Here is a 22,737-nt window from a genome sequence, read left to right on the forward strand (position 1 = left end):
TAGTCACTCGCGCCTGACAACCGCCATCTCATTGAAGAAGTAGAACTCTGTGATAAATCCAGAGGAATGATATTCCACATCGCCCTCGTATTTTAGCGTGACTGGAATCCTGAATTGTGTTCCATCGTGGAATGTAATGACGTAGTCTTTATCGACCGTCCCTCGATTGCTTTCGGCAGAAGAACTAGTTCTGAACCCAAAGAGATTGGAGTGAGTTATTGTAACTGTCTCACCAGCCAAAACTGCAGTACCATGCTGTGTCCTGCCGATCGGCGTTTCGGTATCCGGGTCCGCAAATGAGGCTTGGAACGCCGAAACAGGCATCGGCCCTTCATTTTTGATGGTGACTCTACAGCTAGCGAGCTCTTCTTCTGGGTCTTCTTTCTGCGCCCCGAGTTGTCGATACGTCCCGATTTCCTCTACAGTCAAACTCCGGTCGAGCGTTATCGTGTGTTCAGCGACTAGTTCATCGAATTCCGTGACAGCTTGGAGTGTGTACTCGCCGGGAGGGCGTTGGACCTGACCGACAGAATCCGTCAACTCGACTTTGAGCGTATTTCCACCGTGCCAGTTTGTTTGCTCTGGTTCGCCACTTGGTGGGACTACGTCGATTACATCGACATCCGTGGCCATTTCCGTATCAATACTCGCAACGATTTCGGTGTCTACAAGTTCTACGCGGGTGAATAGCGCGGAATTGGCCGTTGTGCTGTCCGACTCAGAATCCTTCGCTCCGCTCTGCTTTGGACTCGATGCCGAGTTTTCGTCTGCTAGGCATCCTGCAGTTGCAGTTACCGCTCCTCCTGCAAGCGTCGTTGCTAAAAACCGCCGTCTCTTCATTATGTTGTTCGACATTATTGTCTACAAGGCCTGTAGGGACCTCCTCTGTAGACCGATGGGGAAGGAATACAGTACCCAACTGTAGTGACGGTCTGTTATTATAATATGCTGACGGCCAATGCACCGGTTCAGCGATTGAAACCCGCAAACATATACTGATAGAAAACATCAAAGAATAGATGTGATCATCTTCACCTGCCGAGTCCTGCGGTAATCGCCGCCACCGTGCCAGCGCAACAACGGGAATCACATGAGCGAACCATCTTGTCTTTGCGGGTCGTGCAGCCCAAGCGCCCATGTGGCCGGTAGACGACGAAGCAGTACCGGCCGCCGTGCCGCCGAAGTTTCTCGTGATACTCGCGGTAGACCTCTGATTCGTTTCGTCGACGAGTGGTCGTTCATATCCCGAACCACCTACTTGTAGGCGATGTGGTAGAATCCGGCTCCGTTCAGGAACACCATGAACCAACCGAGCAGCCACGTCGATTCGAGAGTGACCGCGACAGCCGGCACGAGCGCCGAGAGGATGTTCAGGATGAACATCAGCAGCAGGACGACCGTCTCCATGTCGATGTAGTCGTCGATGGTCGTCTGGCCGTTCGTCACCCAAGCGGTGACGACCGTGACGATCGAGACGACGAAGCCGCAGGTGATCTCGGTGCCGTGCGACGAGTAGAGAACGCCGCCAAAGCCCGTGTTGAACGGCTCGTTCAGACTGAACGTGCCGACCGCTGCGACGGAGAACGTCGCGAGCACGAACAGCGGTGCGAGCACGCTGTCGATCAAGTCGATTCCGTCTTCGCGCCGTACCGCGTTCGGCACAGCATTCTGTGGCAGGCTAAGCGCCATACGGCCGGTGGCATCCCCGCTCGCCGAAAAAGTCAGCAAAACCAAGGCTCAACAATCGTTATACCAAGGCGGGTTGCCCGCCTCTTCGTATGGCGCTGAACAAACTCCAACAGTTAGACCAGAACTCTGCCGGTGTGACGCTGCCGAAAGACGATCTTCGCCTCGAGGGACTGCTCGACGAAAATGGTGAGATCGACGGTGAACATCACGTCCACATTCGTCACGTCGACGACGGAGAGTGGACGCTCGAGCTCGTTGGGGAGATCGACGGTGAGTAATACTGATAGTATTGGGATTTACCGAAATCGAAGACCAATTGAGTAGGATTCTTGGACGAAATCGTAACCGTGAGCAGCGAGAGAGCGGTTAAGTCTCGATTCCAGAACGGTCATCAGGAGAAGCGAAAACGCGTGGATAGCGTTGCGCTCGAACGACATTTCGATGGCGGTTTCCGCCTCGGTTGATTCGATCGAAGAGCGTGCAGTGACGATAGATCGCCCGTCGCGCTGAATGGTCTGCTCGATCGTTTCATCGGGCAACGTCGTGACGCTCAGCTGGTACCGTTTCGAAAAGAGCCCGAGTGGTCCTGTTCTCGTGAAGTGGACAGTGCCAGATTGGGGGCCAGATTCGACATCCGCGTTCGCGAGCCACATAGACGTGAGTGGATTTCGTACCGACGACAGCTCCTCGCGAACCGCCTCAGCCGGCTTGTTGCACCGTGCCTTGAGTTCCCCCCGGAGGACGAACAGTGGTGCGTGGAGTAGCAGATGTCCTCCAAGCACTACCGCTCCCGCCAGGAAGAGCCCAATCGGTTGGGCGAGTGCATACAGGCTGATAATCAACAGCGCGAAATAGCCGTACACGAATAGATTGAACGACCGCATCACGTCCGTATCGGCCGTGGATGATCCTGTTTTGGTATCACTCATCACTGATTTATCCTTTTCCAGCAACAGTATAACAGTGATGACCTCCGCGCCCTTCAGGACGCGGTTTCCCGAAGATTACGATCGGTGAACCGGCCATCACCGATTCCTACGTCTACGAGGACTATGCTGGACCGGTAACTGTTGAGACCGAGGATTCTCTCAGTCACTGGGCGTCTCAACGTCGATATCGGTTGAAACTGAGTGTGAAGTTTTCCCGGTCGAGAGCGTGTCCGCGATCTCCCGTCGCTGCTCGAGCGTGAGATCCTCTCTCTCGAGGACCTGCCGAATGTTCGCGACGAGTTCGACGACGTCGTGGCAGGCGAAGGCGACCGCGTTCGACCGATTGCAGTCGTAGTAGTCGGCAGCACGTTCGATCTCGTCGTATCTCCACTCATTCCCATCGCCGGTTCGGATACGGACCGAGCCGGGCACATCGGCACTATGGTGAGCTATGCTCGTGAACACACGCCGCTATTCCTAGTTCTCTTCGGTCACTGGACCGTCGTAGATTTATAAAGAGGGGTCGGCGTGCAGCACGATCGGTGAAATCACCGCCGGACCTGGGTTCGATACAGGCGCAATATGAACACGGCTCGAGCTGGCTCGTGTTCATATTCGGGAATTGCGTTTCGTCGACGTGCAACCGCCTGGGGAATTGCACAGTTCCCGTGAAATTACAGTCAATTCTAGTAGATAAAACTTCGATCTTAGAAATGAGGGCCGATCCAGATTACCAATCAGCGCGATCGCGTGTTCAATCGGGCGGTCGATCTTACACACCTCGACTCGCAATCGATGTGCAAAATCGGGGATCGGATTCTGTCGACGTGCGACCCCTTGGGGCGGTGGTTTGGGGATTATGGGATAAACTATCAGCGGACGACCGTTTATCGCAGTGTAGTCCTCGATGGTCGTCTGGCCGTTCGTCGCCCAGGCGTGACGACCGTGATGATCGAAACGACGAAGCCGTAGGTTATCTCGGTGCCGTGCGACGAGTACAGGACGCCGGCGAAACCCGTGTTGAACGGCTCGTTCAGACTGAACGTGCCGACCGCCGCGACGGAGAACGTCGCGAGCACGAACAGCGGTGCGAGTACGCTGTCGATCAAGTCGATACCATTTCTCGACGAACCGCGGCCGAGACCGTGTTTTGTGGTACGCTCAGTGCCATGTGGTGTTACCCACACGAGACCTTCCGGAATCAGGTAATATGGGTCACACTCGAGCAACGGAGATAGGACTCATATTTCGCGGATCACAATGCGAGACGCGGACTTTCCTACAGGCGGGTATATTAAGAACCTCGTGGGTTGGCCGAATTATCGAACAATTCTGATTTACAATCAATAGAAGTATGAAGGGGAAAGAACCGACACTAAATCATGGTCCAAATCGTACTTTCGTGGCCGCTGGCGGTGTTGCTTGCTCTTCTCGGTGCCGCATGGATCTACTCCGATGGTCAAAAGCGAAATATGGAATCTGCCGATATGTGGGCTGTCGGATTCTTTCTCGGGATGTTCATCCCTCCCATCATCGGTGCGGTGATTGTCGGTGTAGTGTTCCTCTGGAAACGGAAACCGAGGCAAGGTTCCCCACAACCGGTTGACCAGTACTGATACCCATACAACCACCAGACGCGGGGTAAGCAAACGAAGTGGTTGAGAACTGTGGTCTTGGGACGCTGGGAACCCGAGGCCGTGTTCATGCACAAGCCCACCGTTCCTCTCACTCTGTCTACGCTTGATCATCGCTATCACCAACGACGGATACAGAGACAATCCAGAAGGCACGATTATCACGGCGTAAGAAGAGTTCTATGTCTCCCTCAGCCGATTATCAGTATACCTATTGGTGGGCTAACCTGTTCGGTATTCTTCAACACCTTGGCAGATATGCTCGTGCAACACGATAAAGTGGAGGTAGCATTGGAGAAGGCATGTGTCGAGGCAAATCTCTGGTGAGGAATTCATAATCTTACTCGAACGATATTTTATCAAATATGGCTTCAATAGCTCCCGTATAGTATGACTTCTGAAGAAAAAACGGTTTTTTTCGCATTTCCCCTGCGGGTCGTCTGTGCCGTCATGATCGCAAATCTCCTCCCGCTGATCGGGTTAGCAGGGTTCCAGTGGGGATTGACCGAGTTGTTGGTTGTCTACTGGGCTGAAGCCGTGATCGGCACCGTCGTCGGCATGATACAAACGTTCCCTACCAGACTTGTCGACGTCCCGTTGCCACACCCCCGTTCCGAGCCGTTGCTCAAGGTTCGGCATGGAGCACTGAGTGTTGGTCCTCTCACTGGTTACGTTCGAAACGCATCGGTTATCGGAGCTCAGTCGATGTTTCTATTCGTCTTTTTCAGTTCGGCGCTTGCGCTGTTCGTTCCGGCGTCGCCACTGTACTACTCATCACACGAGACGATCGAGACCGTCGTGATCGTTGCTGGAGTCCTCGCCGGGACACATCTGTTGACCGCGAAGGTGTACTTTGACGAGCAACGATACGAGCGAGCCCCCGCGAAGCAGGCGTTTCAATCGTGGTTCAGGACTGGCGCGGGCGTTACCGGCCTCGTTGTTTTATTGTGGCTTCGAGACGGGAGTGGTGCTGGTTCTGTGCTAGCAGCTTGGCCTGTGGGCCTATCGTACATACTCATCGTTGGGAAGATCGCGATGACGTTGTTCTTCCGGTGTCGTGACCGGGACCGATTCGAGTTGCCCGAATACGACGTGAGCCCGTTCGAAGACCAGAGCGGCGGCGGTGACCCCTTTCGGACTGCTGGAGTTACGGCCGTTACACTACCTCGTGTGGAGCGACCGGCCACGCAGCCACGAGCGACGGCCCGTCCTAGTATCTGGCGGATTCTCGGACTCAGCCCGATCCTCGGGCTATTCATGTCACGTACTGGGGACGCAATCGTGTTTCTTCTCTTCGCTATTTTCACCATTGTAGCGGACGTCCCACTAGTTCTGACACTCATTGTGCTTACTATTGCACTGGTGTTCGCTGTGGTGCCTGTACTCGTATTCACACTCCCAAGACATGCGACCCTAACGTACGAGTTCTATGGCGATCAACTGGTCTGTTACGATCATTGGCTAGAGGAACCGGTCTGGCAGCTCGCGTCCGAAGATATAAGAGCGGTGTCCCACGAGCGCGGGATCGATGCCTGGATTGGGGGATACGGAACAGTGGTCATCGAGACGGACGACGGTCCACCCGCCCGGCTGTCGTATCTCCGGGACTACGACAAGGTCACCGACCGTCTCGAGCGGGTTATTGAGACGGAATCAGGGCAGTATTCGGGGGAGAACTGGCCAGATTCGCATTGAACGGCCGCTAGAGTGATGACAATAGGCCATAGGTCTCAAGGCTGATCTGGCTGAGTAGCACGTCTTTTGAACTACTGAGTTCGCACGTACACTGTCTGATTCGTACGGTTTTGACACTGACGAGGCGGCTAGCTCTGATTTTGTCACTTCTATCCTATTTGTAAACGCAATCTGTACCAGCAATTACTCGGAAAAATGATAACTCTGGGTCAGGAGTACTGATGCTCGAGCCCTCAGACCATCCTCCATTCCGAGTGACCGCCACCATCGAGATGCGAAGATCGAGCAGTTGGTCGACGCATTTCGGCCGATCACGGGCGGCGACGTCGGTGAGAACGTGCTGATCTTTGGGCCGTTGACAACACTTCGTAGCTGATTCAGCTTCTGCTGAATAGAGAGCGCGTATACAGCGCGAAAGGGACGAGCAGTTAATCGGTCTATTCAGGATTCTTCACGATACGGCCACACGAATCTGCACAGAATCTAGACCGAATTTGAACCGAAATTGGTGCGAATCTGTACGGTTCTTGAAAAATCTATATTTTCGCCCTTCTCGTGCGACCAACTGCTATGTCGGACAACGATACGACACGACGCCGAGTTCTGAAGATCGCAGGCGGCACGACAGTGGTTGCACTCGCCGGCTGTCTCGGCAGCGAGGACGGCAGCGACGGCTCGTCCGGAAACGACTCGATGAATAATGAATCCATGACCGACGATTCGATGGAGGAATCTCGTACGATGGACCCGGAGGAGGCACCTCGCGCGGAGATCGACCGGTTCAGCGAGGAGGCAGGGACGCTGATGGTGCGTAACGAGATGAACGACCTGCCGGACCCCGACGACCCCATCGACTTCGATCGGGGGCCGTTCATCACGCAGGGACTCGGTCCCGGCGGCGAGGCCGTCGAGTACTACAATTTCGACGTGCAGCCGGTCGAGCCCGCGCCCATCTACGCGTTCTTCCGGGAGAACGGCGATCCGGTCGAGAACCAGCGCAACGTCATCGACGTGATTCCCGGTGACGAGGGGTACAACGATTTCTGGCACGTCCACGAGGTCACGGTCCCCGACGACTACGAGGCCAACACGGTGACAAGCGGCGCCGATCTGATGGAACACGACGTCGAGATCACGCCCACTGACAGCATCAAGAATTGTCCAGTCGTCCCCGACGGCTCCACAGCCACCAAACGCGCAGGCGACGAGGATGAGGGACTGATCGAGGGCTGGTACGACGGGAAGGTCGTCAGTTACTTTCTCTTCGAGGAGGCACCGCTCGAGGCGACCGACGGCAACGAGGTGCCGGTTTCGCCCATCTACGTCTCCTTCAACACGAACCCCGACGAGGATGGCGGTGGCCCGCAGTCGGGGTTCATGACCGAGGCGATGAGCGACCAAACGCACAACGTAGTCGCCTCGCTGCCGGGCGACGGGAGCTACTCGCCGCTATGGACGGTCAACGTTTACGACAACGCCGATTTCGAGGGCGTTTCGGACCTCGATACGGCCACCTCGGCGACCATCCTCGACACCGACACCGCCACCGTCAACTGTCCCGTCGTCTCCGTGGGGATGGAGTGAACCGATGAGCGAGAGGCGGACATAACGATGGTGGACTATCCATCCCGCAACGCTGTCGCGTTCGCGACGCTCGCGGGCATGACCGGCGTCGCCGGATCCTACATGGCGGCGGGATACTCCCGGGAGTTCCTCGTCGCGCCCATCGACGACCTTGTCGTCAGGACCACGCCGGGACCAATCGTCGCCTGGACGATAGAGAACGTCGGCGAACAGGGACATCTGCTGCACATTGCGCTTTCGTTCGGTATCGCAACTGGATTGCTCGCGGGCGCTGCGATCATCGGGCTTCACGTTGCTCGAGGATGCGAGCGGCCCGTGATCGGTGTTGGCCTGTCCGGCGTCCTGGCGTGGAGTCTGACTGCCATGATTACAGCAGAGCCACTACTCGCAGTCGGTGCTGCTGGGCCCGTAACCGTATTTACCGCCGTTGGCGCCACGCCGCTCGCCGCTCCCGAACGTGACCCGTCGCGGCGGCGTGCACTCGTCTCGAGCGTGAGCGCTTTGGCCTTCGTCGGCACAGCTATCGGCTTCCGCCGATTGACGACTGACGACGACACCGTCGGCGGCGAGCCACTCGACGAAATCACCGATAGCGGAAACGGGACGACGGACGACGTGGAAGCCACGCTGATGCGAGAGGCCGAAGCGAAGTCCCTCGACATCCGTGGCGACGTTCCGGGACTCGTGAGCACGTTCGAGGAGTTCTACAACGTCGATATAGCGGAGTTCGACCCGACCCTCTCGCCCGACGACTGGTCGCTGACGATCACCGGGGAAGTCGGTGACGGCGTAACCGTTACGTTCGATGAACTGACGGATATGCCGACCGAGCGGCGGTTCGTGACGCTACGGTGTGTCGGCGAGGGGCTGAACGGGCAGAAGCTGGACAACGCCGTCTGGACCGGGACGCCGATCAAACCACTCCTCGAGGAGGCCGACCCCGAGGGCGAGTGTGCGTGTGCGATGCTTCGTGCGGAAGACGGGTACTTCGTCCAGTTCCCGATCGAGGCCCTCGAAGACGGCTTACTCGCGTGGGGGATGAACGGCCGATCGCTCCCCCAGTCTCACGGCCATCCGGTGCGCGTGCTGATTCCGGGACACTGGGGCGAGACGAACGTCAAGTGGCTCACCGAGATCGAACTCCTCGACGAGGAGATGGACGGCTACTGGGAACAGCGTGGTTGGCACGGCACCGGGCCGGTCAACACCGTCGCCAAACTCTGGAGCGACACCGTCCGTGACAGCGAGAACGTCGAGGTAGCCGGCCACGCCTACGCCGGGACGCGTGGCATCGAGCGCGTGGAAGTCTCGGTTGACGGGGGCGGCACCTGGCGGGACGCGGAACTCTCGGAGCCGCTCCCCGGGATCGACGTGTGGCGACAGTGGCGCTACGAGTTCGAACCCGACGGCAGCCACGAGGTCGTGGTCCGGGCGATCGACGGCGAGGGGACCCTCCAGCCCGAAGAGCGGACGGACGCGTTCCCGAGTGGGGCGACCGGCTGGGTCACGAAAACGGTACACGGATGAACGCCGGACTCATAATCCCCCGATACGATGGCACGCACGGATGGAGAAGGCACTTTGGTATCTCTTGGTTGGCACCCGTGGCGGCGAGAACCGTGCGCGCATCATCGCCGCCCTCGATGACCGTCCCCGGAACGCCAACCAGCTCGCGGAGTGCCTCGACGTCGATTACAATACCGTGAGACACCACCTCGACATGTTACAGGAACACGACGTTATCGAATCCGGTGGCAACGAGTACGGGAAGTTGTACTTCCTGACCGATCGGTTCGAGCGACACCGCGAGGAGTTCGAAACCGTTCTGGAGGCGATGTGAATGGCGGGGGCGATGGGACCCTGGATGCTGGTGGCGACCCTTCTCTCGGCAGTGAACGTACTCCTCCTCGTGGTGTTGACGGTCATCTGGGTCCGCAACTATCGAACGTTCGGATCCGAGATGACCGCAGGGTTGGCCATGTTCGGTGTTACTCTCCTTCTCGAGAATGTCGTTGCAATTTACTTCTTTTTCAGCACCGGGATGCTCTACGCTAATTCCCCAGGCGTCCAGCAGTCCGTAGCCACCCTTCGCGTGCTCCAGACCGTCGCTCTGGCTTTCCTCACCTACGTTACCGCGAAGTGACACGACTGTGATCACACTCTCGAGAACGCAGGCTCAATTTGAAACCCCTCCTGCATACAGCCGCCGTATGCGGAACACTGATCTCGGCCGTAGTTTGGGAGCCCGATCACGTCCTGTTGCAGACAAGGCGCGAATGCAGCATGACCCACCCCGGCAACAGACCAATCGGTTCGCTCGGTACTTGAAAGCAGAGAGTAGAGTACGGATTGAGAGTTCGTCATCAAACCCGTACCGTGATTACATCGATATATTATGAATCAAACCGGATGGTATTTTATGTGGAATGTGAGCGTGTAGTTGTCTGAGCCGGCTCCAACAGTAACTGCTGTGGGCCACTCGGAGAGGCATGAGCCATGCGCAACGAGCCACACCACACGACGCCAGAACCGGACTCCAAACCGCTGCAGGCAACGCGCCGAACTGCACTTCGCGGGGCGGGTCTCGCCGGCATACTCGCGATGGGGGGCGGCAGCGCCACTGCCAGCCAACACTCCCCGGAGGCGAATGTCCACCGGGCTCAAAACGAGACGGAAGATGACGAGCCAGTCCCGGTAACGTGGGAGAACTACCCCCGCGCAGAGTCCGACACGTACCTCGCGCGATACGCCGAACTGGGCGGGTTCGGAGCGTTCTATCACCTCCGAGAGTTGGTTCCCATCGACGAACAGGACGTCATCCAGATGAATCGTGATACGCTCTACTCGGCTGGCGTCTTCGATCTGACCGAGCCGGTCACCGTCTCCCAACCGGACACCGGTGACCGCTACCAGTTGCTGATCGTCATCAATCAAGATAACTACTTGCGGGGATCGTCCACGACCGCCGGCGAATATACGCTGACACAGGACGAGATCGGGACACGATACTGTCTGGTCCTGGTCCGCACGTTATTCGATCCAAACGATCCGGACGACATCGAGACTGTTCACGCCGTCCAAGACAAGATCACGGCGAGTCAACGATCGCCCGGCGCGTTCGAGATACCCACCTGGGATCAGGAATCGCTCGAGCAGACCCGGGAGGCACTCATCACCGTCGGAGAGACGATGGACAACTCCCGGGGCGTGTGGGGCGAAGCCGACGAGGTCGATCCCGTCAAGCACCTCCTCGGCACCGCGATCGCCTGGGGCGGAAGTCCGGAGACGGACGAGTTCGTTCTCTGGCGAACGCCCGAACAGAACGACGGCGACACGGTATATACGCTCACCGTCGAGGATGTCCCCGTCGACGGATACTGGTCGGTCACCGTCTACAACAGCGACTGGTATCTCGAGGAAAACGAGTACGACGCGTACGCGATCAACAACGTGACCGCAGAGCGAGACGATGACGGCAGTGTCACGATTCACTTCGGTGGTGATCCCGACCAGCCGAACTACCTCTACACGCCAGAGGGGTGGAACTATACGATCCGACTGTACGGTCCGCGCGAGGAGATTCTCGACGGGAGCTATCACTTCCCCGAGGCCGAGCCGGTACCGGTAAATCGCTCCAACAATCGCTAGCAGTCGTTGGCAACCGCTTCGCGTTCGGTTTCGGCGGCGGCATCTGCAAACTCGGCATCTTCGAGGCAGTCGTCGGCGCCCGTGGCGGCCTTCCACCCATCCCGCCGGCGGGTATCGCTTGCTGGTTGTGGAAGTCGATCATGCTGCCGTTCCACAGGATTTAGTGGGACCATTGTGACCCCTCAGTATGGCGGAACACCAGTACTGGCTCGTCGCGGAACTAACAGCGGGTGGAGACCCAGCCGTGGTACTCGAGACAGGACTCAACCACGAATGGGCGCGGGACGGTCAACAGATCGAGGATTCAGTGGTCCTATTCGGTGAGTATCACTCCGCGCCGGTATCGGAACTCCGTGCGGTGAGCGACCACATCGACCGCCTTGTCTGGGTCGCGTCGCGGGAAGGGGGCGGCGGTGCCACCGTCAGCGAATACTACGAACGCTTCGACAAGTCGACGGACCCGACCGACGAACTCCGCTCGACCCCCGGTCGCTGGTGGTACGGCGAGCACTTCGACTACTACCGGATGCGCTACGGGATTCATGCCGCCGTCTGAATCTGACGACCTCGTGGATCTGGCTCGCCGACTCGACCAAGCCGATCCAGGCGAACGGGCCGCACTCGCGCCGCAAGTCCTAGAGCTGTTGCTTGATGACTTCGACTGGTGGGACAACCTCACACCGTCCGTCGTCGCGCAGTTCCTGTCCATGCTCGACGGGACCGACCCCGCTACCAGGAGCGTCGGTGTGTTCGTTGCCGGTCATGTCGCCGTCTATGGCGACGAGTACGTCGACGACCAGTCCGAAGTTGCGGCGTCCGTCTTCGACGCGCTCGGTGACGAGTCGCCGGTCGTCCGCCAGACGGCAGCAAACCCTCGCCGACTCGGCGACATCGTGAAAGAGGCCCTCGAAAACGACGAGTACCGGCCAATTCCGCGGGAACGCATCGCAGCAACGCTGTTCGAGCTGTTGCACGACCCCGACCCGGCGGTACGACGACGTGTCGGGAAGGTTGCTTTCTCACACGGAGCGGAGCTGATCGGCATCCATTCCGATCCCGCGGCCGCGGTCGAAACGCTTGTCGACACGTTCGGTGACCCGCTGAACGCATACTGTACGTATACGCGACCAGTCGCCTCGCCCCGTCACGCCGCTCTTGTGACGCTCGACGAAGGATTCGAGGAGTACGACGGCTCGCTATTGGCTGCCCACGCCGAGACAGTCGCCGAACGCCTCCACGACGATCGCCGCGGGGTGCGTTCGTGGGCGGCCCGCCTGCTGGATACGCTCGCGTCAGCAGGCGTCGTCGCTGTTGGGGACATCGCGGACGACGTCGTCACTGCTGCCCAGCGTAACGATTCCAGGGCGCTTGGCTGGCGATTCCCGCGACTCGCGCTTCGGGTGGCGCTGACCAGACGAGACGCGGTCGGCCCCGTGTACGAACACCTTCGGACGAGATTCACGGCCGCGAACACGAGGACCGACCGATGGCGGCGCAACGATCCGGATCTGATCGCAATCTCGCGGCTCGTCCGTGCTGCCGACCGGTCGTTTGACCCGCCCGCCGAAACGCTCGCCGCCATGGTCGCCCGGGACACGGCGGCAACTGACAAGACCGACCCGCTCGCTCTCCTCGCACCGGACCACCCGGAGTTCGTCGCCGACCAGCTCCGCCATGGCTATCGGCTACTCGTCGAGGGCGAACTCGACCACGGCTCGCGGTTTTACCGCGACCTCGTGGTCGACGTCGCCGACCGGAATCCAGCTGCCATCGAGACCGTCCCAGAAATCCTCGCAGAGAACCTGCCCAGAAGCGAGGTCCGGAAGACGTTGGCCGCACTCGTTGACGCCCATCCCGACCTCGCGGCCCACGTCGTTCCCGACGCTTTCGCCCGCGCCGAATGGGAGCCACCCCTTCGCTACCAACACTCGCAATTAATCGAAGAAACAGCCGAACACTGGGAGACGGTCCCGGACGGCTTGGCTGAGACGCTGGTCGAGACTGTCGGGACTGACCGGTCGGAGAAGCGGCGCCGCTTCGCCATCCGGGCGCTCGTTGCATTCCACGAGGTGGGACTGCCCGTCCTCCCCGAGCGGTTCAGCCCGTTCATCGACCTCTACGACCAGGGCGCGTTCGATGACGACGGCGACCCGGTCGACCCGCTCGAGACGGACGCCGCCGAGGGTGCCGGGCTTCGCTGAGAGTGGCCTTGCAAGAGTTGATTCGGGCGCGGATTCGTAGAGATTGTCGTAGACTATTCGAGACGGCGTCAGCCGCCTCGAAATCGCCGCGGTCGTGTCTTCGTATCACGATAAAGACACCCTCCCCGCTACGGTTTTGCTTCGAGAACCATCTCGAACGGTGGCGTCTCGGTCGCGCGGCGGAACTCCGAAAAGCCACCCTCGGTGACCACCTCACGTAGCCGTTCTTCCCCAGCCTGAGCGCCCAACGCGTGGGGACCCTCCTGATCGAGCGCGTTTGGCGTACACATCATCGTAGACACCGAATAATACAGCCGCCCACGCGGATGCAGATTCTCCTCCACCCGATCACCACTAAGTGGTTCCACGATCATCCACGTGCCGTCGTCAGCGAGCGTCTCTCGGACGTGTGCTGCAACACCGACTGGATCACCCATGTCGTGCAGGCAATCGAAGGAGGTGACGAAGTCGTACTCATCACCGTCGTACTCCTTGGCCCTCGTAACCTCGAAGCTGACCCGATCAGTTACCCCGGCAGTAGCCGCGCGCTCGCGCGCCGGTTTGATAGATCCCTCGTGGTAATCGTATCCGACGAACGTCGATTTGGGATAGGCTCGAGCCATGGTGATTGTCGATTCGCCGTGGCCACACCCGATGTCAGCGACTCGTGCGCCCTCCTGGAGTTTCTCGTCAACCCCCTCGAGGGCGGGAATCCAGTCGGAGACGAGGTTTTCCTTGAAGTCGAATTCGGAGGTGCGCATCATGCCTTGGAAGACCTCCTCATCGTGTTCGTGCCATCCGACACCTTCACCGGTGCGGAAGGCTGTCTCAATCTTGGGCATGGTCTTGCCAGCGGCGGTGGCGATCTGGAACAAGCCCGCAAGGGGGGACGCTGGCCCTTCCGTATCGGCTAGTAAGAGTGCCTGTTCAGGAGAGAGGCTATACTGCTCCGTTTCGGGGTCGTAGCTCACGTAATCGCTGGCTGCACTGGCGGCGAGCCACTCGCGCACATACCGTTCAGTGGTGTCAGTGCGGTTGGCGAGTTCGCGTGTCGTGAGCGGTCCGTGTTTGGCAAGCGCATCGTAGAGTCCGAGCCGATCGCCGATGATGGCCAGCGGTGCGTACGCGATCGCGCCGATATCGGTAGTGGCAGTTTCTATCAGTTCCTCGAGTCTGTCTTCGTTAATGGACATGGTGTCACCTCTTGATCTTTCGTCTCCCTGTTCGTTGTACGTCATTCGTCACTCTCGTCTGCGTATTCTGATGCTGATTCCGGGTTGTGCCTCCGCAGAGAACGACACGACTGCGCGAGTAGAATAAGTATCTAGTGGGACTCTGGCAGCTGTTGATGTCGGTGCAGACGACGCAAGGTTGTCACCGCTTGCAAGTGGGAACATTCCGCGTTGCGGATCGCCTCTTCTCTGAGCACGTCACCAGCGTTCACGCACAGCGGTACCGCATTCCGCTGCATCGCCCGCCCCACTTCTGACTGAGCGTCGGAAGCTGCTGAATCTATGCTCTGTAACCGGCACGCCGTTGCTGACGGTGTTCACGTAGAATGAGCGGCCGCTGCTGAATGGAACGTGCGTATTCAGCAACGGTGTCTCAAATTGAGTGCGGGTTGAGGGAGCGCGGGTATCCGGCAGAGTCAGCGCCAGATAACGGGGTTTTCCGCCGAACCCTAGTCTTCGGACGCTGCTCGGATCGGTGTTTCTGTAGCAGGGGCAGGTGGCTCGTGTGTACCGAAGTCGGGGTGAGTCTCTTCCATCCAGACGTACACGACCGCCCCGGAGACGAACATCAGGAACGCAGTCATGTAGAACGCCGCCTCGGCGTTCACGAACTGCATCGAGAGGCCAATCAGGATTGCACCGACTCCGTAGCCGGAGTCCCGCCACATCCGGTACACGCCCATTCCAGCCGACCGCCACGTCGGGTGGGCTGCGTCGCTCGGGACCGTCATCAGGTTTGGATACAGCAACGCCATTCCCAATCCGGAGGCGGCGGCCAGAACGGCCCACGGGAGAGCCCCATCGACGAATACCATCCCAAGTACGCCGGCCCCTGCGAGGAACATCCCCCAGATTACGGGAGGACGGCGGCCGATACGGTCCGCAAGCCCTCCAGTCGCGATCTGGAGGAAATACATCGCGCTGTGGACGCCGACGACGACACCGACTGCTGCGATGCCGAGCCCCTGGCTCGTGAGATACAGCGGCACTGCGATCCAGAACAGGGTATCGACGAAGTTCTCGATGTGGCCGGCCTGTGCCGCGGCGAACAACGTCTTGTCCCCGTACGTTGCTCGCTTCAGCACCTCGTTGAACGGGAGATTCGCATCGTGGTGGTCGTCATCACCTTCGGCCTGTGCATACTGGACGGTCTCCTTGATCAGGAAGATCGAGATGAGAAACGCCAGCACGACGACCACTGCGAGGAAGTAGAACGGTTCGGGCCGGAGACTCCACTGGCCAGCGATGACGCCCGTAATCCACGCGCCGACGGCGACGCCCGAGTAGCCGAACGCCTCGTCAATACCGACTGCGAGACCGCGCTGGTCGGGACCTGCGAGGTCGATTTTGGCGTTTATCGCCATGCTCCAAGTCAGTGCCTGGTTGATGCCGAGGAGAACGTTCCCGACCGTGATCCAGCCCCAACTGGGAGCGAAGATGAGAATAACCGGGAGGGGTAACGCGGTTGCCCACCCGAGGACGAGGACTGGCTTGCGGCCGTACTCCTCGCCCCACTTCCCGGCGTAGAGATTGAGCAAGGCCTTGACGAACCCGAACGAGACGACGAACGAGCCGATGACCAGAACGGACTTGACGCCGAGTACGTCCTCGCCCAGAACGGGCACGACGGTGCGCTCGGACCCGATCGTCAGTCCGGTGGCGAACACTAACAGAACGTGCAGTGAGAACTGTCCGAGGTGCTCGCGGATCCCCTGGTCGAGTTCAGTTGCCATACTCATCGATCACTCAGCCGCACAGTTGTTGGGCCCCAGTTCCAGCTCGGCCAGTTCGTCGGCAGGAACCGATTCCTGACCGACGTTCGTCCGCTTGACGCGCTCGAAATTCGGCGGATGATCCGGGACGTCCGAAGCGAGTTCTCGGACGAATTCCTCACGGCCGCGTCTGAGATCACCGTTCTGTTCTCTGACTTCACCGAGGGTCGAGCTCACCGGTGGTTCGGGTGAGCCGGGGTCGTGTGCCGGTAAGACAACAGTGTCGTCCGATCGGTCCAGCAACCGCTGGAGGCTCTCGTAGAGTGTCGCGGCGTTCCCTTCGACGTCGGCGTCTTCGATCCCTGCTTCGACGCCGAGTTCGACGCGGCCCACGCTCTCGTGGAAGAGCGTGTCGCCCGTAATCAGCGCTGCGCCATCGACATCGAACGAGACGCTCCCTTCGCTGTGGCCCGGCGTGTGGATGACCTCGATATCGAGCTGGCCGACCGGCACGGTCTGCCCATCCTCGACAGGAGTTGCGTCGATAGCGAGTGCATCCTTCGGGTGGAGGTAGTACGGAACGCCGTGTCGTTCGGCGAGTTCCGCAGCGCCCGAGACGTGGTCTGCGTGTGCGTGCGTGTCGAGGACGCCAACGAGTTCGGCGTTGTAGTCGTCGAGAATTGCCTCGTATTCTTCGAGATACTGCGACGGATCGAACGCGACGGCTTCTCCGTCCGAGATGAGGACGTGCGAGAGGCAGCCTTTCCCGGGACGTGCAACCTGAATTAGCGTGTCGTCGAAGTCAACGGGAACGGGTGCGTGCCGGTGAACACGACTCCAGCCGTTCATCCCGTCCGTGAGCGTCTCGGCGTCGTACCCGAGTTCCTGAAGCACGTCCGTTGCGGTTTGCGACACGACGCCCGCAGTACAGACGGTAACGATCTCCGTCTCATCCGGGAGGTCTCCGAGGGCGTCCGTTGCCGCAGTAGGGTTGTCGGTCAGTTGGTCGTATACGTCGACGTTAACGCTGTCCGGGATATGCCAGTCGTCGTACTCCTCTTCGTGGCGAATATCGAGTACGAGCAGGCCGTCTTCGCCGGCCTGTAATCGTTCGCTGAGCTTTTCTGGGTGAATCTCTGCCATCAGTATTCACCCATACGAGAAGTATTAGATTATAGGTGGTGCGGGACATGACCGGTACCGCAGATCTTCCTTCGACCATCTCTACGCGTATGACCCTCTACGAGGCCTCGTTCCGGGTCAAGCACGAGTGTTCATATCGGGTGGTCGCAGAGCACTACCCCGGCCTCACGACGTTGCTCGAGTTCGACGGACGTATCCAGCATCCGTACGGTTTTCAGTCAGTCGGATTTGGGGTGGTATCAGCACCGTATAGCGGTTCTATCGAATGACGAACCTGGTCTCGAAAGTAGTCGCGATGTCGTACCCGCCCTCGAGAGCATCGTTCTTGTCAGACAGATATCTCAAATACAGTACCGTGTTTTCGCCAACAATATATAAGATAGCATACAACTTTATCCGTGCTGTTCGAGTAGTACCGACTATGTCGAGCAGTCGATTTCCGTGGATCAACGACCATCCGGTTGCAGCGTTCTTCGTGGGCGCATACGCCTACACGTGGATCATCTCGGCACCAGCGTTGTTTATGGAACCGAGCTTGACCGCAGCGATTCTCATCTACGTCGGTAGTTTCGGCCCGCCGATCAGTGCAGCAGCGGTAACGTGGTTGCGGGGGGACGATGTCGGGGCGTGGGCACGACAACTCACGCGCTGGCGGGTCGGCTGGCAGTGGTGGATCGTTGCACTGGGGCTTCCGGTCGGTATCGCGGCGGCCGTCACTGGCCTACTCGTGGGTATCGGTGGGCCAGTCGATCTCGGTCAGGCGATGCCGTCACCCGTATTATTCGTCGGCATTTTCCTATTCGCGTTGCTCGTCAGTGGCGGTCTGAACGAGGAACCCGGCTGGCGGGGGTTCGCTCAAGCCCGACTGAACGACCACTACAGCGCGTTGACGGCGAGTCTCATCATCGGCGTCGTCTGGGCCGGCTGGCATCTGCCGTATTTTTTCGCGCCCGTCACACCGCACTCCGAGTTTCCACTCGTCAACCAGGTCGGCTGGTTCTTCGGCATTCTCCTCCTCTCGATCATCCTGGCGTGGGCGTACAACGGGACGGGGAGCGTGCTGATCGTGATGGTCCTCCACGCCATGGCGAACTCGGCGGATGTAATCCTCCCCCTCGCGCCAGACCAGATCGTCGTCGAGGGAGTCGTCGACGAACACGCAGTCGGGACGGTCGTGGTAGCGCAGTTGCTAGTTCAACTGCTCGTCGTCGTCGTTTTAGTCGCATATTATGGCCGCGAGTCCCTCGCTCGCGGACGGATTCCCGGAGCGGCTGACGTCGGCGGAGAGACGTAGTACCCACGGAGGCCACCCGGCGTCACACGTCTCGGGCCGACCGGTGCAGGACCGTCAACGCCGATCGGGAGCCAGCATAGCGATACGTCTCACTGTTGACTATCCAGCGGTCACATCTGGTACCAGAGCAGCCACGTGAACACGATTACAGCGAGCGCGACCACCGTGTAGTGAACCCGCGTCCAGCGTCCCCATTCTCGGTTCCGGATGGCGATACCGGCGAAGACTACCGTCAACACGCTCGCTACCGCCCCGACGCCGCCCCGACGAGTGAAGGAATCGTGAGAAGCCGAAACAGTAGCCGGTCTCCGTACAGAAACGCAGTCGGCCGCATCGCCAGCGCTCCTGCGAAACCGACGATAAAAAGGAGAAAACAGCCAGCAGCGATGCCGCTTGTCCACCGCGCGAATCGGGGCGGAGAGTCGACCCGGGATCGTTCTGCGCCACGATACCAGCGCCAAACGGCTGCTCCTGCCCATCCAACAACGGCCGTCACGAAGGCCACAGAGAACGCAACGATCGCACCGTGAACTCGAGGTTGTTCTCGTAGCGAATCGCCTCAATGTGTGGTTGCAACAGGCCGAACGGGACTCTCGAGCAGGGAGCCACCGAAGGCTACCAGCCAGAGCATCACTGGGTAGACGATCATCCGTTCGGCTCCGCCGTGGCCGGTAGGGCCGAGCGCCGCCGCGTTGCTGGCGTCACCCACCGCCATGAGCACAACGAACACGAGTCCGATACCTCCCGCGAGGAGTGATCGCCCGCATTACCCCGGAGAGCGAGTTGCCGTTCCGAGGGCCTGTCCGTTGGATAATACGAACGCGAGGAGCGCGAATAGCGAGTGGAGTCCGCCGGTATCGAGCGGGAAGACGCCGGCACCGACCGCACCAACGCCGGCGAGTGCGAAGGTGGCGAAGAGCCAGCGTTCTCCGTGTATTCGGTAGCAGTAGCACCCGCCAAGGAGGGGAAACAGGCCGACTGCGATGAGCGAGATAGTGAACACTAGCGCGGTCTCAGCAATGACGCCGAGATCACTGATGGCGGCCGCACCGAAGTCGTAGCTCGGGGCCATCGCTGCTGTACGCATGGCAACCGCCAGAAACTGGGCGGCAAGTACAACGAAGAAACCGCCCGCACGGTTCCGGCTATCTGACGCTGTCCCCTGAATTTCATCGACGGCCAGCGTATACGCGGTACTCTGAGTCATGGTGTGTTCACTATCGTCTTATGACTCTGCAGAGAATTACAGGAGTAAGTACTGTTTGAGGGACAGACATCTTTCTCGAAATCGCTGTCACTTCGACTACCCCACGACGGAGACGCAAGAATTCCTCAACCACATTTGAGTTACATTGCTGCCAATGTGTAGGGACATAGACCATATTTATGCCGGATAGTGGATTACAGCACTCCATGAAACTCCTCGAGTTTCTCCGCGAGCGCCAGTGGACACCCATCACTGGCTATCTACTCTATGTGTCCGCGCTTACGGCCGGGTACTATTACAACCTCACATTCGTCCAACTGGGACTGACTGATCTCGGAACACAGCAGATCGGTATGTCTCCCGGGGACGTGTCGATAGTGATGGCCATACTCGCGCTCCTCACCCTCGTCGCAGCCGTCGCCAGCGGCGTCTCGATGGATCGGCGTGGATGGAGCACTGACCTGTACGTAAAGTTCCGGTTGCTCTTTCTGGTCGTTCTCGTCCAACTGCTTCTGACGATCGCTGCCCCACACGTGAGCACGGTCGAGCAGTTCGCACTCTGGGTGTTCGTTTGTTCGACGGCACTCGGCGTCGGAATCCCGGTTACATTCAGTTTCATGCTCGATTTCGTTCCCGTGAGGGACCGCGGGTACGTTGCTGCCATCGTGGCTGGATTGTCGTTCTTCGTTGCGGCCCTGTATCCGCTCGAGTGGCGAATCGACGAGTTCAGCTTCGTCATGAGCGTGATGATGGTACCAGCAGTCCTCGTTCTCGCCGTTCTCTCGGTGAGGCGGTTCCGATTCGTCGATCGCCTCGCCAGTCAACACGAACGCGACGCGTTCGGGACTGGTCGGTTCTGCCGGCCAATACCGGTCCGAACGTCGAGTTTCGCGTTCTGGGGGCCAGTTTTACTGATGTTCGGCGTCTTCTTCATCGATAGTCTGGGTTTTCTCCGGCTCATCGAGACGCCGCTGTACATCTACACGTCCTGACAATCTCCCGATCTGCGTGTCCGGTTGTTTATCGCTGTCTTGCACGTCGTCGGGGGGCTTGCTGCTGGCGTCGTCTACACGAACTTCGATCGAAACTGGCTGTTCCTCTGGGTGTTCGGTCTGTTCGCGTTCACACACCTCCTGTACGTCTTCCACGTCCAGTTTGGCGCAGGTAACTCCCCGCCACTGGTGCTGCCGATGTTCTACGTGCTCGCGGTCAGTTTCTACACGACGCTCAACTTCGCACTCTGGCCGGACCTCTCCACGCCCGAGACGATCGGCACGCACACGGCACTCGGCGTCGGGATAGCGGGGTGGCTGGCGACCTTCTTGAGTACCTCGCTAGCGCTGTACTCCGAGGGGAGCGGACTCTCACTGCTGAGCCACCTGACGTACGTGAACGCGCTGGCACTGCTGTTCGTCGTCACGCTGCCGGTGCTGCTCTACGCGCATCGGATGGTCGAATTGGTTCGTGGAGGGACGACGCCATGAATCTGGAGCTCATCCCGCTCTTGATAATCGTGCTGCTCATGATATCGGCGGGTGGGGCCGACGTCGAGACCACCGAGTTCGTTATCGAAGGCGACCACGAGATGACCGAACACCGGGGCGCGCTAATCGTCGGGGACGCAACGATCACGGTACCGTCCACTGAAACGGTATCCGGTCCGGTCTACGTTATTGGTGGCGAGTTCCGGGTCAACGGAACAGTCGACGGCGACGTGACGCAACTTTCCGGATCACTCGTCGTCGAAGACGGTGCAACGATCGGTGGAGAACTCCAGCACATCGGTGGAAGCGAGGAACTGTCCGACGACGCAGTCATCACGGAGCGGACCACTGTCGTGTTCGAATCCGCCGAATCCGGCCCGGTTGCGGCGTACACGCCGTTCGTTCTGACGACGCTGATGCTGGCGCTTGTGGGGTCGCTGCTCTCCCGAAAACACGAACTACTGCTCGATACTGTCGGGACAGCCGTGCAAGATCATCCATTGATCAGCTTCACCGTGGGTGCACTCCTCTTCGTCACGTTCCTCTCCGTTTTCGTATTCATGGCGTTCACCCTGATCCTCCTTCCCGTGAGCATACTCGGCCTTTTAATTGGGTTGCTGATAATCTCCTACGGAATCATCGCACTGGGATATCTCGCAGGTCAGCAACTGAACACCCCTCGAGTCGGTCTGCCAACCGGTCTCGGAACCGTTGCTATCATGGTGTTGTTACAGGTGATCGGACTGATCCCGATCCTCGGGGACCTGATCGCGGGTGGGCTTCTCCTGACCGGATTGGGTGCCGTCGTACTGACGTACTTCGGGCTGCAAGAGTTCGAACCGGTATCGCTTCCGGAGTAATACGATAGTACCTGTCAAGAAGTAGACCAGTCGAGTCGCCGTCTCACAGTCCACTGTATCTGTTCCTGTATCGTCCATTTTGAAACGAATCGCCTCACACCCCTAATCCGTCGTTCGAGGAGTGCCCCGAGTTCGCCTCGTAGAAGCAACCAGTAGATGGGCTGCCGGTTTCTATCCGCTGGTTTTCCTCTTAAGTAATAGTATATTGACGAATCCTCGACCCTCTCGTTGTGTGTGAGTACCTACCTTCGAAGGCGCAGTTCGCAGGCCTTAAGTAGTGATCGGCGATTGTGATTATATACGAAGAAGGAGGCGGCGTGCGCGACGCACTCCGTCATCTCGGATGGCTCGAGTCCGAAGGGGTTATGTACCCCAGACGGCCTACGAATACATCCGGAAGAAATGAGGATCCTACCCCTGCGGTC

At 59.1% G+C, this 22,737-nt stretch carries 24 protein-coding genes and 2 pseudogenes; 15 read left to right on the forward strand and 11 right to left on the reverse strand.

Features of this window, described 5'->3' with window-relative positions; all coding sequences use genetic code 11:
- Positions 1 to 3 precede the first annotated feature (3 nt).
- The 3 genes and pseudogenes from BMX07_RS23795 to BMX07_RS13430 form a co-directional block, all read right to left on the reverse strand.
- On the reverse strand, positions 4 to 855 hold the full coding sequence (locus BMX07_RS23795; protein ID WP_139210886.1) for a twin-arginine translocation signal domain-containing protein: 852 nt from the start codon (positions 853 to 855) through the stop codon (positions 4 to 6).
- A 153-nt stretch (positions 856 to 1,008) separates the two neighbouring features.
- Positions 1,009 to 1,211 (reverse strand): annotated as a pseudogene (locus BMX07_RS25155) (hypothetical protein); the annotation flags it as partial.
- Positions 1,212 to 1,254: 43 nt separating this feature from the next.
- Positions 1,255 to 1,689, reverse strand: coding sequence for a DUF8023 family protein (locus BMX07_RS13430; RefSeq protein WP_090618382.1), 435 nt, complete (start codon positions 1,687 to 1,689; stop codon positions 1,255 to 1,257).
- 89 nt (positions 1,690 to 1,778) lie between these two features.
- Here BMX07_RS13430 and BMX07_RS13435 point away from each other — a divergent pair, with 89 nt between their 5' ends.
- Positions 1,779 to 1,967 (forward strand): DUF8053 family protein, encoded by a 189-nt coding sequence (locus BMX07_RS13435; RefSeq protein WP_090618383.1) that lies wholly within the window; start codon positions 1,779 to 1,781, stop codon positions 1,965 to 1,967.
- An 18-nt stretch (positions 1,968 to 1,985) separates the two neighbouring features.
- On the opposite strand, the gene BMX07_RS13440 is transcribed toward BMX07_RS13435, so the two are convergent.
- From BMX07_RS13440 to BMX07_RS25160, 3 genes are all read right to left on the reverse strand, one after another.
- Positions 1,986 to 2,618, reverse strand: a complete 633-nt coding sequence (locus tag BMX07_RS13440; protein WP_090618384.1) for a hypothetical protein — start codon at positions 2,616 to 2,618, stop codon at positions 1,986 to 1,988.
- 159 nt (positions 2,619 to 2,777) lie between these two features.
- Complete coding sequence (locus BMX07_RS13445; RefSeq protein ID WP_394328393.1) at positions 2,778 to 3,050, reverse strand: DUF7692 domain-containing protein; 273 nt, start codon at positions 3,048 to 3,050, stop codon at positions 2,778 to 2,780.
- A 455-nt stretch (positions 3,051 to 3,505) separates the two neighbouring features.
- Positions 3,506 to 3,847: a DUF8023 family protein gene (locus BMX07_RS25160; protein WP_139210888.1), complete on the reverse strand. Its 342-nt coding sequence runs from the start codon at positions 3,845 to 3,847 to the stop codon at positions 3,506 to 3,508.
- Positions 3,848 to 4,266: 419 nt separating this feature from the next.
- Between BMX07_RS25160 and BMX07_RS25165 the strand changes: the two are divergent.
- The 9 genes and pseudogenes from BMX07_RS25165 to BMX07_RS13495 all read left to right on the forward strand — a co-directional run.
- A pseudogene (locus BMX07_RS25165) lies at positions 4,267 to 4,424 on the forward strand (IS5/IS1182 family transposase); the annotation flags it as partial.
- A 218-nt stretch (positions 4,425 to 4,642) separates the two neighbouring features.
- Positions 4,643 to 5,947, forward strand: a complete 1,305-nt coding sequence (locus BMX07_RS13460; RefSeq protein ID WP_139210890.1) for a DUF6498-containing protein — start codon at positions 4,643 to 4,645, stop codon at positions 5,945 to 5,947.
- A 570-nt stretch (positions 5,948 to 6,517) separates the two neighbouring features.
- Complete coding sequence (locus tag BMX07_RS13465) at positions 6,518 to 7,531, forward strand: hypothetical protein (protein WP_090618388.1); 1,014 nt, start codon at positions 6,518 to 6,520, stop codon at positions 7,529 to 7,531.
- A 27-nt stretch (positions 7,532 to 7,558) separates the two neighbouring features.
- Complete coding sequence (locus BMX07_RS13470) at positions 7,559 to 9,058, forward strand: molybdopterin-dependent oxidoreductase (protein WP_090618389.1); 1,500 nt, start codon at positions 7,559 to 7,561, stop codon at positions 9,056 to 9,058.
- Between the two features lie 40 nt (positions 9,059 to 9,098).
- Positions 9,099 to 9,371, forward strand: coding sequence for a winged helix-turn-helix domain-containing protein (locus BMX07_RS13475; RefSeq protein WP_090618390.1), 273 nt, complete (start codon positions 9,099 to 9,101; stop codon positions 9,369 to 9,371).
- Positions 9,372 to 9,674, forward strand: coding sequence for a DUF8036 family membrane protein (locus BMX07_RS13480; RefSeq protein WP_090618391.1), 303 nt, complete (start codon positions 9,372 to 9,374; stop codon positions 9,672 to 9,674).
- 353 nt (positions 9,675 to 10,027) lie between these two features.
- Positions 10,028 to 11,179 (forward strand): DUF1214 domain-containing protein, encoded by a 1,152-nt coding sequence (locus BMX07_RS13485; RefSeq protein ID WP_175480148.1) that lies wholly within the window; start codon positions 10,028 to 10,030, stop codon positions 11,177 to 11,179.
- A gap of 187 nt (positions 11,180 to 11,366) precedes the next feature.
- On the forward strand, positions 11,367 to 11,735 hold the full coding sequence (locus BMX07_RS13490; protein WP_090618392.1) for a hypothetical protein: 369 nt from the start codon (positions 11,367 to 11,369) through the stop codon (positions 11,733 to 11,735).
- Between the two features lie 13 nt (positions 11,736 to 11,748).
- The gene (locus BMX07_RS13495; RefSeq protein ID WP_139210892.1) at positions 11,749 to 13,380 is read left to right on the forward strand and encodes a hypothetical protein; all 1,632 of its coding nucleotides are present in this window, start codon (positions 11,749 to 11,751) and stop codon (positions 13,378 to 13,380) included.
- Between the two features lie 128 nt (positions 13,381 to 13,508).
- Here BMX07_RS13495 and BMX07_RS13500 read toward each other — a convergent pair whose 3' ends face one another.
- The 3 genes from BMX07_RS13500 to BMX07_RS13510 all read right to left on the reverse strand — a co-directional run bounded on the left by BMX07_RS13500 (position 13,509) and on the right by BMX07_RS13510 (position 17,467).
- Complete coding sequence (locus BMX07_RS13500; RefSeq protein WP_245742113.1) at positions 13,509 to 14,618, reverse strand: class I SAM-dependent methyltransferase; 1,110 nt, start codon at positions 14,616 to 14,618, stop codon at positions 13,509 to 13,511.
- A 443-nt stretch (positions 14,619 to 15,061) separates the two neighbouring features.
- Complete coding sequence (locus BMX07_RS13505) at positions 15,062 to 16,351, reverse strand: MFS transporter (RefSeq protein ID WP_090618395.1); 1,290 nt, start codon at positions 16,349 to 16,351, stop codon at positions 15,062 to 15,064.
- A gap of 3 nt (positions 16,352 to 16,354) precedes the next feature.
- Positions 16,355 to 17,467 carry an MBL fold metallo-hydrolase gene (locus BMX07_RS13510; protein WP_090618396.1) on the reverse strand — a complete coding sequence of 371 codons (1,113 nt, stop codon included), beginning with the start codon at positions 17,465 to 17,467 and terminating at the stop codon, positions 16,355 to 16,357.
- An 89-nt stretch (positions 17,468 to 17,556) separates the two neighbouring features.
- Between BMX07_RS13510 and BMX07_RS24840 the strand changes: the two genes are divergently transcribed.
- Together BMX07_RS24840 and BMX07_RS13520 are read left to right on the forward strand one after the other, a co-directional pair.
- A complete protein-coding gene (locus BMX07_RS24840) occupies positions 17,557 to 17,736 on the forward strand; it encodes a hypothetical protein (protein WP_090618397.1) in 180 nt (59 codons plus the stop codon).
- 152 nt (positions 17,737 to 17,888) lie between these two features.
- Positions 17,889 to 18,761: a CPBP family intramembrane glutamic endopeptidase gene (locus BMX07_RS13520; protein WP_090618398.1), complete on the forward strand. Its 873-nt coding sequence runs from the start codon at positions 17,889 to 17,891 to the stop codon at positions 18,759 to 18,761.
- Between the two features lie 559 nt (positions 18,762 to 19,320).
- On the opposite strand, the gene BMX07_RS24845 is transcribed toward BMX07_RS13520, so the two are convergent.
- Together BMX07_RS24845 and BMX07_RS24850 are read right to left on the reverse strand one after the other, a co-directional pair.
- Positions 19,321 to 19,491, reverse strand: a complete 171-nt coding sequence (locus tag BMX07_RS24845) for a hypothetical protein (protein WP_217643694.1) — start codon at positions 19,489 to 19,491, stop codon at positions 19,321 to 19,323.
- 36 nt (positions 19,492 to 19,527) lie between these two features.
- A complete protein-coding gene (locus BMX07_RS24850) occupies positions 19,528 to 19,968 on the reverse strand; it encodes a DUF998 domain-containing protein (protein ID WP_281246963.1) in 441 nt (146 codons plus the stop codon).
- A gap of 206 nt (positions 19,969 to 20,174) precedes the next feature.
- Between BMX07_RS24850 and BMX07_RS24855 the strand changes: the two genes are divergently transcribed.
- From BMX07_RS24855 to BMX07_RS13535, 3 genes are read left to right on the forward strand one after another with little or no spacing between them, the layout of a single operon-like run.
- Positions 20,175 to 20,960 (forward strand): MFS transporter, encoded by a 786-nt coding sequence (locus BMX07_RS24855; protein WP_217643687.1) that lies wholly within the window; start codon positions 20,175 to 20,177, stop codon positions 20,958 to 20,960.
- 39 nt (positions 20,961 to 20,999) lie between these two features.
- Positions 21,000 to 21,452, forward strand: coding sequence for a hypothetical protein (locus BMX07_RS24860; RefSeq protein WP_217643688.1), 453 nt, complete (start codon positions 21,000 to 21,002; stop codon positions 21,450 to 21,452).
- Positions 21,449 to 22,312 (forward strand): bactofilin family protein, encoded by an 864-nt coding sequence (locus tag BMX07_RS13535; protein WP_090618399.1) that lies wholly within the window; start codon positions 21,449 to 21,451, stop codon positions 22,310 to 22,312. The genes BMX07_RS24860 and BMX07_RS13535 overlap by 4 nt, the downstream gene beginning before the upstream one ends.
- The last annotated feature ends 425 nt before the right edge of the window (positions 22,313 to 22,737 follow it).

This window comes from Natrinema salaciae (assembly GCF_900110865.1).
Classification (GTDB): domain Archaea; phylum Halobacteriota; class Halobacteria; order Halobacteriales; family Natrialbaceae; genus Natrinema; species Natrinema salaciae.